Origin of the sequence: Curtobacterium sp. MCLR17_051 (assembly GCF_003234395.1) — a bacterium.
In the GTDB taxonomy this organism is placed as follows: Bacteria; Actinomycetota; Actinomycetes; order Actinomycetales; family Microbacteriaceae; genus Curtobacterium; species Curtobacterium flaccumfaciens.
Window position 1 is genome coordinate 50,699 of sequence record NZ_QKTA01000013.1, and the last position, 15,557, is coordinate 66,255.

Below are 15,557 nucleotides of genomic sequence, written 5' to 3' on the forward strand. Positions count from 1 at the left end.
GAGCGGACCGACGGGGCCGTTCGCAGTCAGTCGTGCGGACGGTCAGTCGTGCGACCGGTCGCGTCGGGGCACCAGCGGGACCGCGAGCAGCGGGAGCACCGCCACGATGCCGAACGACGCCGCGAACCCGAGCGCACCGACCAGCGCCCCGATGCCCGGACCGACGGCGCTCGCCGCGATGAACTGCCCGGTGTTCTGCGCACCGAGCGCCCGGCCGGACCAGAACGGCCCCGCCGCCTCGGCGACCGACGTGTACGCCAGCCCGTTGTCGGCGACCGTCACGCTCGTCGCGAGCACCAGGAACACCGCGGCCCCGGCCAGGTGTGTCGCGTCGACGACCGCGAGCACCGCCATCACCACCGCGGCGCTCACCGCGACGATCCGCAGGGGTCCGACGCGCGACCCGGCCCGGTCGCTCCAGCCACCGACCAGGATCCGGCCGATCGCCCCGACGAACTGCGCGGCGCCGACGAGCAGCCCGGCCGCCGGTGTCGACCAGCCGAGGCCGACGAGCCAGACGAGCCCGTACGTCGACAGGGTGAACTGCGGCACCACGAGCAGGACCGACACCGCGTGCACCCGCCACAGGAAGCCGCTCGAGCGGTAGGGGTTCGCGGTCGCCGTCGTCGCCACCGTGGCCCGGGCAGGGCGTGGCGGGTCGGTGATCCCGATCGCGCAGCAGACGGCGAGCACGGCGCACAGCACGATCGGCAGGACCAGGGCCGTGCGGATCCCGGAGCCCTCGGCGAGCTGCGGCACCGTGACCGCCGCGAGTGTCACGCCGAGCGGCTGCGACATCTGCCGGATGCCCATCGCGAGCCCCCGGCGCTCCTTCGGGAACCACCCCACCACGACCCGACCGCTCGCGGCGTTCGTCGAGGCACTCGTCATCCCACCGGCCAGGAACGCCAACCCGAGCAGCACCGGGTCGCCCGCAGCGAGCCAGGCGCCCACCACGGCCAGCGTGGTGAGCACGAGTCCGCCGGCGATGACGACGCGCTCGCCGAACCGGTCGGTGATCGCGCCCCAGGCGATGAGCGTCAGCACCATGCCGAAGGTCGGGGCGGCCGCGAGCAGCCCGGCGGCCGGCAGGGACGTGCCGCGGCTGAGCAGGTGGGGGATGAGGAGCGCCGGCGCGGACACGACGAGCGTCCCCGCCGCCTGGGCCGCGACCCCGAGGGCGAGCATCGTCCAGGCGCGGGCGGAGACCGGCGGCGTCGTGGTGGATCGCTGCGGGGCGTCGGTCGTGGGCATGGGGAGTGTCGGCCGTTCGTCGTCGTTCCATCGCGGAACGGATTGGTATACCAGAACGGTATACCATTCCCGCCGTCACGCCGCTAGGCTTGTCCGCCGTGACCGACACGACCGACGCCGCGCCCGTGTCGCAGACGGCCCAGCTCTACGACAACCTGCGCGCGGCCATCCTGACCCTCGACATCGCACCGGGGGAGCGCATCTCGGAGCGGGGGCTCGAGGCACGGTTCCACGCCTCGCGCACGCCGGTCCGCGCCGCACTGTCGCGGCTCGAGCGCGAGGGACTCATCCTGCACGAGGGTCGCTCGTGGACGGTCACCCCGATCGACCTCGACGAGATCGCCTCGCTCGCCGAACTCCGCGGCATCCTCGAGCCCGCTGCCGTCCGGTTGGCCGTCCAGCGTGCCACCCCCGAGCAGCTGGCCGAGGTCCGCGGGCACCTCGACGCGCTCCAGCCCACCCCCGACCAGCAGGCCGGCATCCGCATGGGGTCGACGTTCCACCTGGACCTCGCCGCGCTCGGTGGCAACCGGTTCGTCACCGACGCCATCGCCGACGCCCTGACGCGGCTCGAGCGCACGCGCTGGATCGAGGTGCGCACGCCCGAGGCGCGCGACGCCGCCTGGGACGAGCACAGCGCCATCATCGACGCCGTGCGCGACGGCGACGCGGACCGCGCAGCGGACCTCGTCGCCGCCCACGTCGCCGGCACGAACGACCGGCTCCTCAGCTGGATCGCGCAGGAGCGCCGACGCCTGCGCGGGGCAGGCATGACGATCGTGGGCGCGACCGAGCGCTGAGTGCGCGCGGACGTGAGCGGTCTGCGGGCGCCTGCCCGGGCCTCCTGGCCGTGTCCGGGGGGAGGCCGGGCGGGAGCCGCTAGCGCAGGTCCGTCGTCTCCTGCGGTGCGTCGAGGTCGTCGAACGTGCGGATCGAATCCGTGCGTTCGAGCAGCGCGTCGCGCACCTCGGCCTCGTCGTGGCTCGCGCGGAGTGCGAGCTTGCTCCCGGAACGTGTCGACTGTGACATGTCGTGTCCTTCCCCTGTGTGTGGGCAACCTGATCGGTGCGGGCACGCGGCCCGCTGGTGCGCTTCCTCACGGGACGTACTGAGGTCGGAACAGTGTCGCGCGACCCCCGCTGTCCCGCAAGCGTTTCCGGCACCGTGTGGAGAACTCCCGGCACACGGCATGCCTAGGATGGTCCGGCCGCACAGCGCGAGGCGCGGCACCAGCGGACGTCGAAGGGGAGGCACGGGTTGGCCGACCAGCGCACCGCACCTCCCACGGTCTACGACGTCGCCTCTGCGGCCGGCGTCTCCATCGCCACCGTCTCGCGCGTGCTCCGCACGCCCGACGCCGTCCGCGAGGGCACCCGGGACCGCGTGCAGGCGGCGATCCGGAGCCTCGGGTACGTCCCATCCGGCAACGCCCGGGCCCTCGCCGGCAAGCGCACCGGCGTCGTCGGACTGCTGCTGCCCGGGTTCGACGTGGTGCCCGATGAGCGGCCCGACCTGGTCACCGACGGCGGCGTCCGCGTGGTCGACGACCGGCGCCACGTGACGCAGCCGTTCTCGTCCAACCTGTACTTCGACGAGGTCCTGCGCGGTGCCGAGACCGAGGCCTGGCAGCGGGGGCTGGCGCTCATGGTCGCCGCCGGGCGGGGTTCGTCGCGCGACGTCATCGTGAACGACGTCGCCGGCCGGGTCGACGGGCTCGCCGTGCTGGCGCAGACCGTGCCCGACGACCTGCTCGAGCACGTCGCCCGCCGCATCCCCGTCGTGGTGCTCGCCGACGACCGGCGCTCGCACGGGTTCGACTCGGTGAGCGTGGACAACGCCGCGGGCATGCGGACCCTGGCGTCGCACGTCATCGGGCGCCTGGGGATCCGGTCACTCGCGTACGTGGCGGGGCCGATCGACTCGCCCGACGACATGGAGCGCTCGGCGGGGTTCCGCGCGGCGCTGGCCGACCACGGGGTGCCGGCCTCGGCGGTGCGCACCGTGCACGGCGACTTCGGGCGGGCCCGGGCGCGGGAGCTCGCGGTGTCGCTGCTGGCCGACGACGTCCCGCGCGCCGTGGTCTGCTCGAACGACCAGTCTGCGCTCGGGGTGCTCGACGCCGCCGCTGCCCGGGGGCTCCGGGTGCCCGAGGACCTCGTCGTGACCGGGTTCGACGGCATCGACGCCGGCCGGTTCTCGTCGCCGCGCCTGACGACGGTGCACCAGCCGATGGGGGCGCTCGGGCGTGCCGCCGTCCTGGCGATCGTCGACCGGCTCGAACGTCGCGAGGGGCCGCCGCGCGCCGTGCGCCTGCCCGTCGAGGTGCTGCTGCGCGAGAGCTGCCCGCCCGCGCTGTAGGCGTGCGTGCCGTCGCGAGGCCGCACCGTGCGGCCTTCCGCATCCCGTGCGACCTTCCGCGCCCCGTGCGAGTCCGTAGCAGCGCACAGAGCGGGCAACCTCGCACCAGTCGGCGCACCTCGCACCGTGCCGCCCCGCGAAACAACACCCGCAGTTGCACGCCGCGATGTAAGCGCATACATTGAGCACGTACCGAATCGACATGGAGGTCGACCGAGCAATGACGCTTCCCCCACAGCGCACGCGCGGCACGCGTGACCCAGGCCCCCGCCGCCGAGGCCGCCTCGTCGCGGCCATCGCCGGCCTCGCCGCAGTGGCCCTCGTGGCCACCGGCTGCAGCATCCAGGTCCGATCCGAACCCGATCCCACCATCGGCAAGGACACGATGCTCATCAACGCGGACCGCGGCAACCCGCTGTTCGACCGCAACTTCAACCCGTACATCGCGAACGCCCGCACGGCCTCCAAGTGGATGTACGAGCCCCTCATCGAGGTGAACCCCCTCGACGGCAAGCGCAACCCGTGGCTCGCCAGCGCGTGGAGCCAGCCCGACGCGAAGACGATCGACATGACGATCCGCTCGGGTGTCGAGTGGTCCGACGGGTCGCCGTTCAGCGCGAAGGACGTCGTCTTCACCTTCGACCTGCTCAAGAAGTTCCCCGCCATGGACGTCAAGGGCGCCTGGCAGCACATCAAGAGCATCGAGCAGGACGGCGACCACGTCGTCTTCCACCTCAAGAGCGAGGACGTCCCGAGCCTGACGATCATCGGGCAGACGTACATCCTCGGCGAGGACCACTGGGGCGGCGTGAAGGACCCGACGACCTGGCGCGACCCGAACCCGGTCGGCACCGGGCCGTTCGTCCTCGGCAACTACACCGACCAGCAGTACTCGATGAACAAGAACCCGAAGTACTGGCAGGCCGACAAGATCGCCATCAAGCACCTCATCCTGCCGGCGACGAACACGCAGCTCGACACCGTCACCCGCGGCTACGACTGGGCGTACTCGTTCATCTCCGACGTCAAGGGCACCTGGGGCGCCGCGTCGAAGACGAACGAGTGGTGGTTCCCGGCCGGCGGTGTGATCGGCCTCATCCCGAACCTCACGAAGGCGCCGTACAACGACGTCAACGTCCGCCGGGGCATCTCGCTCGCGCTGGACCGTGACGCGATCGCCGAGACCGCGTCCGAGGGCAACCTGTCGGCGGCGGGCCAGACCGGCCTGATCCTGCCGAACCAGGAGCGCTACCTCAACCCGGACATCCCCGACAAGGGCATGATCACGCAGGACACGAAGGCGGCGCTCGCCAGCCTCGAGAAGTCCGGCTACACCGTGCAGGGTGGCAAGGTCGTCAAGGACGGCAAGCAGCTCGCCATCACGATCATGACCGCGAACGGCTACTCCGACTGGCTCCGCGCCGCGCAGGAGGTCCGCCGCGAGCTGACGGCCATCGGCATCAAGGTGACGATCCAGGCGCCGCAGCCCGCCGGGTACCAGCAGAACATCAACAACGGCACGTTCGACATGGCGATGGGCGGCATGGGCAACGGTGACGTCTACCAGGCGTTCAACTCCCTGCTCAGCAGCGAGTTCTACCAGCCCGTCGGCAAGTCGACGGTCAACAACTACGAGCGGTACAAGAACGCCGACACCCAGAAGCTCCTCGACGAGTACAAGGCGACGACGGACACCGCGAAGCAGCAGGAGATCCTCGACCAGCTGCAGCAGACCGTCTACGACGAGCTCCCCGTCATCGGCATGTACTACGGCGGGCTCTGGGGCCTGTTCAACACCGGCAAGTTCGTCGGCTGGCCGAGCGCGAAGGACCCCTACATGGCACCGCAGAACTACGACTCGGCACCGCTGCTCATCTTCACGAAGCTCCGTCTGCGCGACAGCGCCGCCGGCAAGCAGATCCTGCAGGAGCAGGACGCCGCGCAGCAGGAGGACCAGAAGTGAAGTACATCCTCCAGAAACTCGTCCTCTTCGTCCTGACCCTCTGGGCCGCGGTCACGCTGAACTTCGTGCTCCCGCGCCTGATGCCCGGCAGCCCGGCCGACGCCGCACTCGCGAAGCTCAGCCAGAACGGCCCGGTCACCGACGCCACCAAGAAGGCCATCGAGGCCCAGCTCGGGGTGCCGACCGGCAACCTCTGGGACCAGTACGTCAGCTACCTGCACCAGGTCATCACCCTCGACTTCGGCACGAGCTACACGTTCTACCCGCAGCCCGTCGGTGACCTCGTGTCGAAGGCCCTGCCCTACACGCTGATCCTGGTCGGGGTCGTCACGATCCTGGCCTTCGTCCTCGGCACCCTGATCGGTGTCGCGGCGGCGTGGAAGCGCGGGACCTGGCTCGACTCACTGCCCACCCTGTCGGGCAGCTTCATGTCGACGTTCCCGTACTTCTGGACCGCCCTGCTGCTGCTGTTCTTCCTCGGCTACGTGCTGCACTGGTTCCCGACCACGGGCGCCTACTCGGCGACGACGACGCCCGGCCTGAACGGTGCCTTCGTCGGCGACGCACTGCAGCACGCGGTGCTGCCGGCGGTCACGATCCTGGTGACGAGCCTCGGTGGCTGGATCATCGGCATGCGCAACGCGATGATCAACACCCTCGGTGACGACTACGTGACCTTCGCCGAGGCCAACGGTCTCCGCGGACGCACCGTCGCCATCCGCTACGCGGCCCGCAACGCGATCCTGCCGAACCTGACCGGCTTCGGTCTGGCGCTCGGTGGCGTGGTCGGCGGTTCCGTCCTGGTCGAGCAGGTCTTCGGCTACCCGGGCATCGGCTACCTGCTGTTCAACGCCGTGATCGGGCAGGACTACCCGCTCATGCAGGCCCTCTTCCTGATGATCACCGTGTCGGTGCTCATCGCCAACTTCATCGTGGACGTCATGTACGGCGTCCTGGACCCGAGGACGCGTCGATGACCAACAACGCAACCATCGCCGTGCGAACGCAAGACACGGAAGAACAAGCAGCGCCGTCCAAGTGGCGCGCCGCCGCCCGCCAGTTCGGCGTCGTCTGGTCGAACAAGAAGGCCCGGATCGGCATCATCATCCTCGGCGTCTTCGTGTTCGTGGCGATCTTCGCCCCGCTCCTGGCCCCGTACGGCGCCAGCCAGAACGGCTTCGCCCGGTCCGCCGACGCGACGCCCGACCACTGGATGGGCACCACCGCCGCCGGCGAGGACGTCCTGTCCCAGATCATCTACGGCGCCCGCATCTCGGTCATGGTCGGCGCGGTCGCGGGCATCCTGTCCACGCTCGTCGCCGTCGCGATCGGCCTCAGCTGGGGCTACGTCCGCGGCTGGATCGCCGAGGTCATCGGGTTCATCGTGAACCTGTTCCTCGTCATCCCGGGTCTGCCCCTGATGATCGTCATCGCCGCCTACCTGCAGAACGGCGGCATCGCGGTGATCATCGCGGTCATCGTCGTGACCGGTTGGGCGTGGGGCGCTCGCGTGCTCCGCTCGCAGACGCAGTCGCTGCGCGGCCGGGACTTCGTCACCGCCGCCCAGTTCTCCGGTGAGGGCGCGACCCGCATCGTGTTCCGCGAGATCCTGCCGAACATGACGAGCCTCATCGTCGGCAGCTTCTTCGGGGCCGCCACCAGCGCCATCCTCGCCGAGGCGGGCCTCGAGTTCCTCGGACTCGGCGACTCGTCGATCGTCAGCTGGGGCACGATCCTGTACTGGGCGCAGAACTCGAACGCGCTCCTCACCGGGCAGTGGATCCTGCTCTTCGCGCCGGGTCTCTGCATCGCGCTGCTCGCGATGAGCCTCACCCTGATCAACTTCGGCGTCGACGCCGTGTCCAACCCGCGGCTGCGCGACGGCGCACGGCCCCGTAAGGAGAAGCGCGCATGAGCGGCTTGCCAGAAACGCACCCGGCAGACGGCCTGGAGGCGCCCACCGGCGCCGCCACGGGCCTCCAGTCCGACGCCCGTCACGACCAGGGCGACGCCTCCGTCCTGCTCGACGTCCGCGACCTGTCGGTCGTCTACGAATCGGCCGGCCAGAGCGCCGTCCAGGCCGTCGACCACGTGTCGTTCCAGCTCAAGAAGGGTGAGTTCGTCGGCCTGGTCGGCGAGTCCGGTTCCGGCAAGTCGACGCTCGGCTACGCGCTGACCCGGCTGCAGAAGCCGCCGGCGCGCACGAACGGCGGCAGCATCGTCTTCGCGGGCAAGGACATCCGCGACCTCGACGACGAAGCCCTGCGGCAGCAGCGGCAGGGCGGCTTCGCGATGGTGCTGCAGTCCGGCATGAACGCGCTCAACCCGGTGCGTACGATCCGGAACCACTTCATCGACGTCTTCAAGGCGCACGGCCACGTGTCGCGCGACCGCTGGGACGCCCGGATGAAGGAGCTCATCGAGAAGGTGAAGCTGCCGACGTCGATGCTCGCCCGGTTCCCCGGGGAGCTCTCCGGCGGCATGCGGCAGCGCGTCTCCATCGCGCTGGCGCTCTCGCTCGAGCCGCAGCTCATGGTGTTCGACGAGCCGACGACGGCGCTCGACGTCCTCGTGCAGCACGCCGTGATGGACACCATCATCGAGCTGCAGCGCACCGAGGGCTTCACGGCGATCCTCATCAGCCACGACCTCGGCATCGTCCTCGAGGCCACCGAGCGCGTCCTCGTCATGCACGAGGGCCGGATCGTCGAGGACGGCGGCTCCCGCGAGATCCTCCGCGACCCGCAGGACGAGTACACGCAGATGCTCCTGTCGCACTACGCCGACCCCCGCGCCGAGGTGGTGTCGCTGCCGGGCTTCCCGGACCGCTCGCTCCGCGCCGAGGCCGGCGAGAAGCGGCAGGAGACGACCTCGTCGTTCAGCACCGTCGGCTCCCGCGAGCGCAGTGCCGCCCGCAACCCGATCGTCGTCGACCACATCGTGAAGACCTACCCGGCTCCCCGCCGCGGTGAGCAGCCGGTGCAGGCCGTGCGCGACGTGTCGTTCACCCTCGAGCCCGGGCAGTCGCTCGCCCTGGTCGGCCAGTCCGGTTCGGGCAAGTCGACCATCGCGAAGCTGCTCACCGGCGTCGAGAAGCCGACCACCGGCACGGTCCGGTTCGGGGACCTCGACGTCGCCCGCCTCGGCAAGCGCGGTCTGCGGGACCTCCGCTCCGAGGTCCAGATGGTGTTCCAGGACCCGTACTCGGCGCTCAACCCGCTGCACACGGTCGAGTACACGCTCTCCCGGCCGATCGCGAACTACACCGGGCTGACCGGCCGCGATGCCCGGCGCCGGGTGCTCGAGCTGCTCGAGACGGTCGGGCTCACCCCCGTCGAGCAGTTCGCGCAGAAGCTCCCGCACCAGCTCTCCGGCGGGCAGCGGCAGCGTGTGGTGATCGCCCGGGCGCTCGCGAGCGACCCGCAGGTGATCATCGCCGACGAGCCGGTGTCCATGCTCGACGTGACGCTGCGTGCCGGTGTGCTCGCGCTGCTCGAGGACCTCCGCGAGCAGTGGGGCGTCTCGCTCCTCTACATCACGCACGACCTGCTGAGTGCGCGGCTCATCACGGACGACATCATGGTGCTCCACGAGGGCGCCGTCGTCGAGCGGGGGCACACGGCCCAGGTGCTGCAGGACCCGCAGGACCCGTACACGATCGCCCTCCTCGACGCCGTTCCCAACCCGCGGAGGACCCTGCGCGCATGACGAACCTGCACGACTTCCCGACGGTCCCGCCGTTCGGGCACCTGCCCACCCCGGACGGCGTCGACGTCGTCGGGATCGACGTCCCGGTCGGGCGGCTCACGGCCTACCGGATCGTGCCCGAGGGGGTGTCGAAGGGCACCGTGCTCATCGTCCCCGGGTACACCGGCTCGAAGGAGGACTGGCGGACCTTCCTGCCCGTCCTCCGCGACGCCGGCTGGACCGCGGTCGCGATCAGCCGGCGTGGTCAGGCCGACTCGGCAGCGCCGACCGAGCCGCGGGACTACTCCCTCGACGAAGAAGCCGCCGACGTCGTCCGGGTCGCGCGCCTGCTCGACGACGGTGCCCCCGTGCACTTGATCGGGCACTCGCTCGGCGGGGTGATCGTCCGGGCCGCCGCGCTCCAGGACCCGACGGCGTTCCGCGACGTCGTGCAGTTCTGCTCCGGGCCGCACGGGTGGCCGTACCGCAAGGTCGCCGAGCTGACGATCCTGCACGACACCGGCGGGAACCTCCGGCAGCTGTTCGACTCGACGAACCCGCTCTGGGCGTACCGCCCCGACGCCGAGCTGCCCGACGACGTCCGGATGGTGCGCGACCGCTTCGACGCGACGAGCCCGCTCAGCGTCGTCGCCGGTGGCCACATCCTCGAGGACCACACCGACGCCTCCGACGCCCTGCGCGCCACGGGCCTGCCGGTCCTCGTCGCCCACGGCGAGTGGGACAACGCCTGGCCGATCCCGTGGCAGCGGGCGATGGCCGAGCAGACCGGCGCCGAGTACGTCGTCATCCCCGCGAGCTACCACGGCCCCCAGGTCGAGAACCCGCTCGGGACGGTCGCCGTCTTCGACGCATTCTTGTCACAGCACTGAAAGGCACCATCATCTCCACGCTGCAGTTCCCCGACGGCTTCCTCTGGGGTGCCGCCACCGCCGCCCACCAGATCGAGGGCAACAACGTCAACAGCAACTGGTGGGTGCACGAGCACGAGCCGGACACCACCATCGTCGAGCCCTCGGGCGACGCGGCGGACAGCTACCACCGGTACCGCGAGGACATCCGCATCGCGGCCGACCTCGGGCTGAACTCCTACCGGTTCAGCATCGAGTGGGCCCGCATCGAGCCCGAGCGCGGGTTCGTCAGCCGTGCCGAGGTCGACCACTACCGCCGCATGGTCGATGCCTGCCACGAGTTCGGCATCGAGCCGATCGTCACCCTCATGCACTTCACCGTGCCACGCTGGTTCGAACGCGACGGCTTCTGGCGGGCACCCGACGCCGCCGACCTGTTCGCCCGCTACACCGAGGCCGCGCTCCCCGTGGTGCAGGACGGTGTCCGCTACGTCTGCACGATCAACGAGCCGAACATCGCGGCGATGCTCGCCGGCGGCGAGGACGCGGCCAACCTGGTGGCGTTCGGCCTGCCGAACCCGGACCTGGGGGTCGCCGACGCCCTGCTGGCCAGCCACAAGCGGTCGCGCGAGGTCCTGTCACAGGTGTCGGGCCTCCAGTCGGGGTGGACCATCGCGACCCAGGCCTTCAAGTCGTCCGGCGAGCCCGGGGCGGACGCCATGCTCCGCGAGTACGGGTACCCGCGCGACGACTGGTACCTCGAGCAGGCCGCCGGCGACGACTTCCTGGGCGTGCAGGCCTACACTCGCACGTTCATCGGTCCGGACGGGCCCCTGCCAGTGACGGACGACGTCGAGACGACCCTCACCGGCTGGGAGTTCTACCCCGAGGCCTCGGCCGACGGGCTCCGCAGCGCGTGGGAGCTCTCCGGCGGCGTCCCGCTGATGATCACCGAGAACGGCATCGCCACCGCCGACGACTCCCGCCGACAGGCCTACACGCAGGGCGCCCTCGAGGGCATCCACCGCTGCATCGAGGACGGCATCGAGGTCCTGGGCTACCAGCACTGGTCGCTCCTGGACAACTACGAGTGGGCCTCCGGCTTCCGCCCGACGTTCGGGTTGGTCGCGTGGGACCGCGAGACCTTCGAGCGCACGCCGAAGGACTCCGCCCGCTGGTACGGGCGGGTCGCGCAGGCGAACGCCCTCGAGTCGGTCACCGTCTAGGACGGTCGACCCCGCAGGCGCGCGGCGGACGGGAGGCCCTGCTCCCGTCCGCCGCGCTTCGTCACGTCCGGCACGGGTCGGCCCACGGGCCGTGGTGCGGACAGCGCTCAGGCGGCGGCGAGCAGGTCGGCGACGGCCGTCTCGCGGAGCAGCTCCGCCCTGTCCGCGGCGCTCGAGCCCTCGTCGTCGACGGCGTCCCGGTCGACGTCGAGCGACAGCACGACCCGGACCGTGTCGAGGTCGCCGGAGTCGACGGCCGCGATCAGCAGCGTCGCGCCCCGTGACCCGCGCGCCCTGGTGTCCGCACCCGCGGTGGCGAGCGCACGCACGATCGCGGCGTGCCCACCCCACGCAGCGCGGACGATCGGGGTGTTGCCGTCGCCGTCACGGGCCTCCAGGTCGGCACCCGCTCCGACCAGCACGTCGACCGCCCGTCGCGCGTCGCGGTCGATCGCCAGCGTCAGCGGCGTCCGCCCCTCGGTGTCCTCCAGCTGCAGGGTCGCGCCGCGGCGCAGGAGTTCCTCGAGCATCTCGGGGTGGTCGAACCACGCGGCGGCGTGCAGCGGGGCGAAGCCCCAGCGGGGGTCGACGTCGTCGACGTCGCTCGCGTCGTCGGCCAGGTGCAGTCCGCCGAGGTCGCCGTAGGCCGCTGCCCGCACCACCTCGGTCGTCCACTCGACCCAGCCGTCCGGCACCGGGCCGTGCCAGCCGCGTGCCGGGCGCGCCTCGAGGTCGGCGTACACGCTCTCGGCGACGCTCCGGATCGCCACCCGGACGCCCCGGAACCGGATCGCGACCTCGCCGACGGGGGAGATCAGCAGACGGAGTTCCCAGGCGTCGTGCTCGTTCAGGTACTCGAGCTCGCCCCGGGCGACGTGGGCGTCACCGGCGAGCAGTGCTGCGGCGTCGAGACCCGGCGGGTCGATGACGGCGTCCCGGAGCCGGAGCGACACCCTGGCGTGGTTCCAGCGGCGCCACAGGCCGCTCGGGGTGTCGAGGACCTCGTCGTTGCGCACCACGATGTCGGCGTGCACGACGACCGGGTCGGGCACACCGTGTCCCGGCAGGTCGACGGGGGTCGTCACGTCGTCCTCGTCGGCGTCCGGGTCGACGACGGCGTCGGCGGACTCCACGACCCAGCGTTCGATCCTCGAGTCGGTCCACTTGACCGTCAGGAGCGCGGCGACCGTGGGCGGGGCGTCCTCGAGCAACCGGGTCACGTGTTCGCGCTGGCCGTCGAAGTCCTCGAGGGAGACGTAGCCAACGGAGGGCCAGTTCACTCGACTCCATCGCACGGGACGACACTACCCGGCGGGTAGCCGGTGCCTCGCGGTGCGCGGGGTCCGTGGTGGTGTGGTCCGTCGCCGCTGGAGCCGCCGGATCACCGGACGGTCGACCGCGAACCACACCACGACCGAGGCGGCCACGGCGGCGACCGGTGCGGCGATGCCCGCGACGACCGGGGCCGCCGGGCCGGAGACGACAGCGGCGACCACGGCCACCGTCGCCGGTGCGACGATCGGGTGCGTCAGGTACAACGCGTACGAGGCATCGCCCAACGTCCGCCCGACGGTGCCGGCGCACCGGCGCAGGAGCGGCTCACCCGCCACCGTCGTCGCCAGCGCCACGGCCGCGAGCGGCAACAGCAGCAGGCTCGGCACGGACGCGCCCGCGACGGTGCCCGCCGCGAGCCAGATCGCGGTGATCGCCGCGGTCCGGAGCAGTGCCAGCCGGGTGCGGCGGTCGAGTGCCCACCGGCCGATCACCATGCCGATCAGGAAGCACAGGACGATGCGGTTCGCGTGGAACTGCCAGACCGGCCACCCGTCCGGCCCTCGGAACGCCGAGGCGACCGCGAGTCCGACGAAGACGACGGACGCCAGCCGGAGGGGGTCGATGCGCGTGGCGAGCGCGATCGTGACGACCACGTAGAACAGCAGCTCGAACGACAGCGTCCAGGTGACGGTGTAGAACGGCTCGACCACGCCGTTCGGGCCGCGGCCGGGCAGGAACACGTAGGACAACGCGATGTACGTCGGTGACGTGGCCGCGCGTTCCAGGGCCTGCGGGGCCACCAGCAGTGTGCCGAGCTTGATCGTCATCACCGCCCACGCGAGCGGCAGGATGCGGACCAGCCGACGGGAGATGAACTCGCGCCAGGTCGGCCTCGGGGTCCGCTGTGTCACCAGCACCGCGACGAACCCGCTGATCGCGAAGAAGACCGTCACCCCGACCTGGCCGACGGGGATGTCGACCAGGGGTGTGCCGAGACGGGCGTGCAGGTACGTCGGCAGGTGCGAGAACACGACGAGGAGCGCGGCGACGAACCGCAGCACCTGGACGCCGGTGAAGGTCGGTCGTTCGGCTGGCATCGAGCAACTGTGGGCGGGAACGATCGCCGTCCGCCAACAGTTCGCATGTTGTGTATCGCCCAGGATCGAGTCGATCGCATAGCGGGTGCCGTGCATTCGGATCGCTCGCCAGCACCTGCCCGTGCTGCCCATGATGGCCGGATGGAACACGTCGGGCCATCCGTTGGCCGCCCCGCTCCCCGTCCTCCGTCCACACGCCGCCGTGGCCTCACCGCCGCTGCCGTCACGGGCGTCGTGCTCGCGGCGATCCTGTCCGAGCACGCCCAGCCCCAGTCCGCACGCGGTACCACGCCGACGGCCACGACGACGCCGACGCTCCGACCCATCGGCGGGAGCGGTCTCTTCGGGCCCGACGAGCAGCCCGGGTTCACGGTCGCCGGTGTCGAGCGAGCGGCAGACGTCACCTGGCGGATCAACGACACCACGGGAACGATCGTCGACTCGGGGAGGGGCCGGGCCGGCACCCGATCGGTCGAGGTGCACCCCACGAGCGCTCTCCCGTCCGGCACGTACCGATTGACCGTGCAGACGCCGGGGTCGACGTCCGCGTCGACCCGGTTCGTGCGCACCATCGCCGGTCCGGTCGGCTCCGACCCGTACTTCGGTCTCGGCGTCAACCCCGTGGCGAGCGCGCTGCCGTCACTCGCCGCACTCGGTGCCGGCAGCTACCGACAGGACCTGCAGTGGAGCGCGGTCGAGAAGGTCGCCGGCCGGTTCGACTTCACGGCGACGGACGCCCGCATCGACCCGATCGTGCGTGACATGGGTGTCAGCCCACTCTTCGTCCTCGATTACGGCAACGTCGCGTACACGAACGACCCGATGGCACCGCCGGACGTGTCGGTACCCGCCCAGGCCGCCGCCTGGAAGCGCTACGTCAAGGAGACCGTGTCCCACATGCGGGACCGGCACCCGGACACCGATCTGTCCTACGAGGTCTGGAACGAGTGGACGAACAACCACGGTTCGCTGCCCGCGACGCCCGCCGCCTACATCGAGCTCGCACGGGTCACCGCACAGGTCATCCGTGCGACCGACCCGGCGGCGACGATCGTCGGGCCGACCCAGAACTCGGTGTCCGACGACGAGCGCGCCTGGATCGGCGAGTGGTTCCGCCTCGGCGGCGCAGACCACGTGGACGCGGTCAGCGTCCACCCCTACAACAACCCGTGGGGCCCCGAGCTCTGCGTCCCGACCAACCCGTGCATCGAGGACGCGCTCGCGTGGCTCCGGACGACGGCCGACCGGTACCCGCGCCCTGACGGCAGCGCCTTGCCGATCTGGATCACCGAGGTCGGGTGGCCGACGCAGTTCGCCGGACCGGGGTGGGTCCGACCGGAAGACCAGACCGCGTACGTCCTGCGCACCTACGCCATCGCCGCGCAGTACGGCGTCGAGCGGCTGTTCCTGTTCGAGATGGCCGAGCCCGCCCTGGCGAACGGCACCGCACGGACGTTCGGACTGATCGGCAACGCCGACGGCGGCTACGAGCCGAAGACCTCCGCCGCGGCCTGGGCGACCATGCAGCGGGTCCTCGCCGGCAAGCGGTACGTGGCGGAGCACCGGATCGGTCCTGTCCGCCACATGCGGTTCACCTCGCCGGACGGCAAGCACCACGCCCGTGTCGTCTGGCAGTCGGAGGCGCAGCACCTGTCGACGCCCGTGCGCGTCTCACTTCGCGGAACAGGGCGGATCGTCGAACCCACCGGGTCCGAGAAGACCGTGCGGGGCACCGCCGGGAAGCTCGACATGTCCGCGAAGTGGATCCCGCGGTTCGTCGTCTGGGACGAGTGACTCCGAGCGGCCCCGCGGCGCACCTGGTGCGCTG

Annotated in this window: 13 protein-coding genes; 9 read left to right on the top strand and 4 right to left on the bottom strand. The window is 71.2% G+C overall.

Going from position 1 to position 15,557, the window contains the following annotated elements:
* Positions 1 to 42: 42 nt before the first annotated feature.
* Positions 43 to 1,254 (bottom strand): MFS transporter, encoded by a 1,212-nt coding sequence (locus DEJ06_RS11835; RefSeq protein ID WP_071404949.1) that lies wholly within the window; start codon positions 1,252 to 1,254, stop codon positions 43 to 45.
* Between the two features lie 98 nt (positions 1,255 to 1,352).
* Between DEJ06_RS11835 and DEJ06_RS11840 the strand changes: the two genes are divergently transcribed.
* Complete coding sequence (locus DEJ06_RS11840; protein WP_239001395.1) at positions 1,353 to 2,054, top strand: GntR family transcriptional regulator; 702 nt, start codon at positions 1,353 to 1,355, stop codon at positions 2,052 to 2,054.
* Between the two features lie 79 nt (positions 2,055 to 2,133).
* Here DEJ06_RS11840 and DEJ06_RS18300 read toward each other — a convergent pair whose 3' ends face one another.
* Positions 2,134 to 2,283, bottom strand: coding sequence for a hypothetical protein (locus tag DEJ06_RS18300; protein WP_155896754.1), 150 nt, complete (start codon positions 2,281 to 2,283; stop codon positions 2,134 to 2,136).
* Between the two features lie 228 nt (positions 2,284 to 2,511).
* Between DEJ06_RS18300 and DEJ06_RS11845 the strand changes: the two genes are divergently transcribed.
* The 7 genes from DEJ06_RS11845 to DEJ06_RS11875 all read left to right on the top strand — a co-directional run bounded on the left by DEJ06_RS11845 (position 2,512) and on the right by DEJ06_RS11875 (position 11,357).
* A complete protein-coding gene (locus DEJ06_RS11845) occupies positions 2,512 to 3,612 on the top strand; it encodes a LacI family DNA-binding transcriptional regulator (RefSeq protein ID WP_071250632.1) in 1,101 nt (366 codons plus the stop codon).
* Positions 3,613 to 3,814: 202 nt separating this feature from the next.
* Positions 3,815 to 5,575 carry an ABC transporter substrate-binding protein gene (locus DEJ06_RS11850; RefSeq protein ID WP_258366988.1) on the top strand — a complete coding sequence of 587 codons (1,761 nt, stop codon included), beginning with the start codon at positions 3,815 to 3,817 and terminating at the stop codon, positions 5,573 to 5,575.
* Positions 5,572 to 6,552 (top strand): ABC transporter permease, encoded by a 981-nt coding sequence (locus DEJ06_RS11855; protein ID WP_111039412.1) that lies wholly within the window; start codon positions 5,572 to 5,574, stop codon positions 6,550 to 6,552. Before DEJ06_RS11850 ends, DEJ06_RS11855 begins: the two co-directional genes overlap by 4 nt.
* On the top strand, positions 6,549 to 7,490 hold the full coding sequence (locus DEJ06_RS11860; RefSeq protein ID WP_111039413.1) for an ABC transporter permease: 942 nt from the start codon (positions 6,549 to 6,551) through the stop codon (positions 7,488 to 7,490). Before DEJ06_RS11855 ends, DEJ06_RS11860 begins: the two co-directional genes overlap by 4 nt.
* Complete coding sequence (locus tag DEJ06_RS11865) at positions 7,487 to 9,283, top strand: ABC transporter ATP-binding protein (protein WP_111039414.1); 1,797 nt, start codon at positions 7,487 to 7,489, stop codon at positions 9,281 to 9,283. Before DEJ06_RS11860 ends, DEJ06_RS11865 begins: the two co-directional genes overlap by 4 nt.
* The gene (locus tag DEJ06_RS11870) at positions 9,280 to 10,152 is read left to right on the top strand and encodes an alpha/beta fold hydrolase (protein WP_111039415.1); all 873 of its coding nucleotides are present in this window, start codon (positions 9,280 to 9,282) and stop codon (positions 10,150 to 10,152) included. The genes DEJ06_RS11865 and DEJ06_RS11870 overlap by 4 nt, the downstream gene beginning before the upstream one ends.
* Positions 10,153 to 10,160: 8 nt before the next feature.
* Positions 10,161 to 11,357, top strand: coding sequence for a glycoside hydrolase family 1 protein (locus DEJ06_RS11875; protein ID WP_111039439.1), 1,197 nt, complete (start codon positions 10,161 to 10,163; stop codon positions 11,355 to 11,357).
* Positions 11,358 to 11,464: 107 nt separating this feature from the next.
* Here DEJ06_RS11875 and DEJ06_RS11880 read toward each other — a convergent pair whose 3' ends face one another.
* Together DEJ06_RS11880 and DEJ06_RS11885 are read right to left on the bottom strand one after the other, a co-directional pair.
* Complete coding sequence (locus DEJ06_RS11880) at positions 11,465 to 12,652, bottom strand: ankyrin repeat domain-containing protein (RefSeq protein WP_111039416.1); 1,188 nt, start codon at positions 12,650 to 12,652, stop codon at positions 11,465 to 11,467.
* Between the two features lie 9 nt (positions 12,653 to 12,661).
* A complete protein-coding gene (locus DEJ06_RS11885; RefSeq protein ID WP_181436762.1) occupies positions 12,662 to 13,729 on the bottom strand; it encodes an acyltransferase in 1,068 nt (355 codons plus the stop codon).
* A gap of 141 nt (positions 13,730 to 13,870) precedes the next feature.
* Here DEJ06_RS11885 and DEJ06_RS11890 point away from each other — a divergent pair, with 141 nt between their 5' ends.
* On the top strand, positions 13,871 to 15,523 hold the full coding sequence (locus DEJ06_RS11890; protein WP_181436763.1) for a glycosyl hydrolase: 1,653 nt from the start codon (positions 13,871 to 13,873) through the stop codon (positions 15,521 to 15,523).
* The last annotated feature ends 34 nt before the right edge of the window (positions 15,524 to 15,557 follow it).

What these genes read in the sequence shown, in the direction of transcription:
- DEJ06_RS11890 (WP_181436763.1), top strand. Translation starts at nt 13,871, where the DNA reads ATGGAACACGTCGGGCCATCCGTTGGCCGCCCCGCTCCCCGTCCTCCG.
- DEJ06_RS11885 (WP_181436762.1), bottom strand. Translation starts at nt 13,729, where the DNA reads ATGCCAGCCGAACGACCGACCTTCACCGGCGTCCAGGTGCTGCGGTTC.
- DEJ06_RS11835 (WP_071404949.1), bottom strand. Translation starts at nt 1,254, where the DNA reads ATGCCCACGACCGACGCCCCGCAGCGATCCACCACGACGCCGCCGGTC.
- DEJ06_RS18300 (WP_155896754.1), bottom strand. Translation starts at nt 2,283, where the DNA reads ATGTCACAGTCGACACGTTCCGGGAGCAAGCTCGCACTCCGCGCGAGC.
- DEJ06_RS11870 (WP_111039415.1), top strand. Translation starts at nt 9,280, where the DNA reads ATGACGAACCTGCACGACTTCCCGACGGTCCCGCCGTTCGGGCACCTG.
- DEJ06_RS11850 (WP_258366988.1), top strand. Translation starts at nt 3,815, where the DNA reads ATGGAGGTCGACCGAGCAATGACGCTTCCCCCACAGCGCACGCGCGGC.
- DEJ06_RS11865 (WP_111039414.1), top strand. Translation starts at nt 7,487, where the DNA reads ATGAGCGGCTTGCCAGAAACGCACCCGGCAGACGGCCTGGAGGCGCCC.
- DEJ06_RS11860 (WP_111039413.1), top strand. Translation starts at nt 6,549, where the DNA reads ATGACCAACAACGCAACCATCGCCGTGCGAACGCAAGACACGGAAGAA.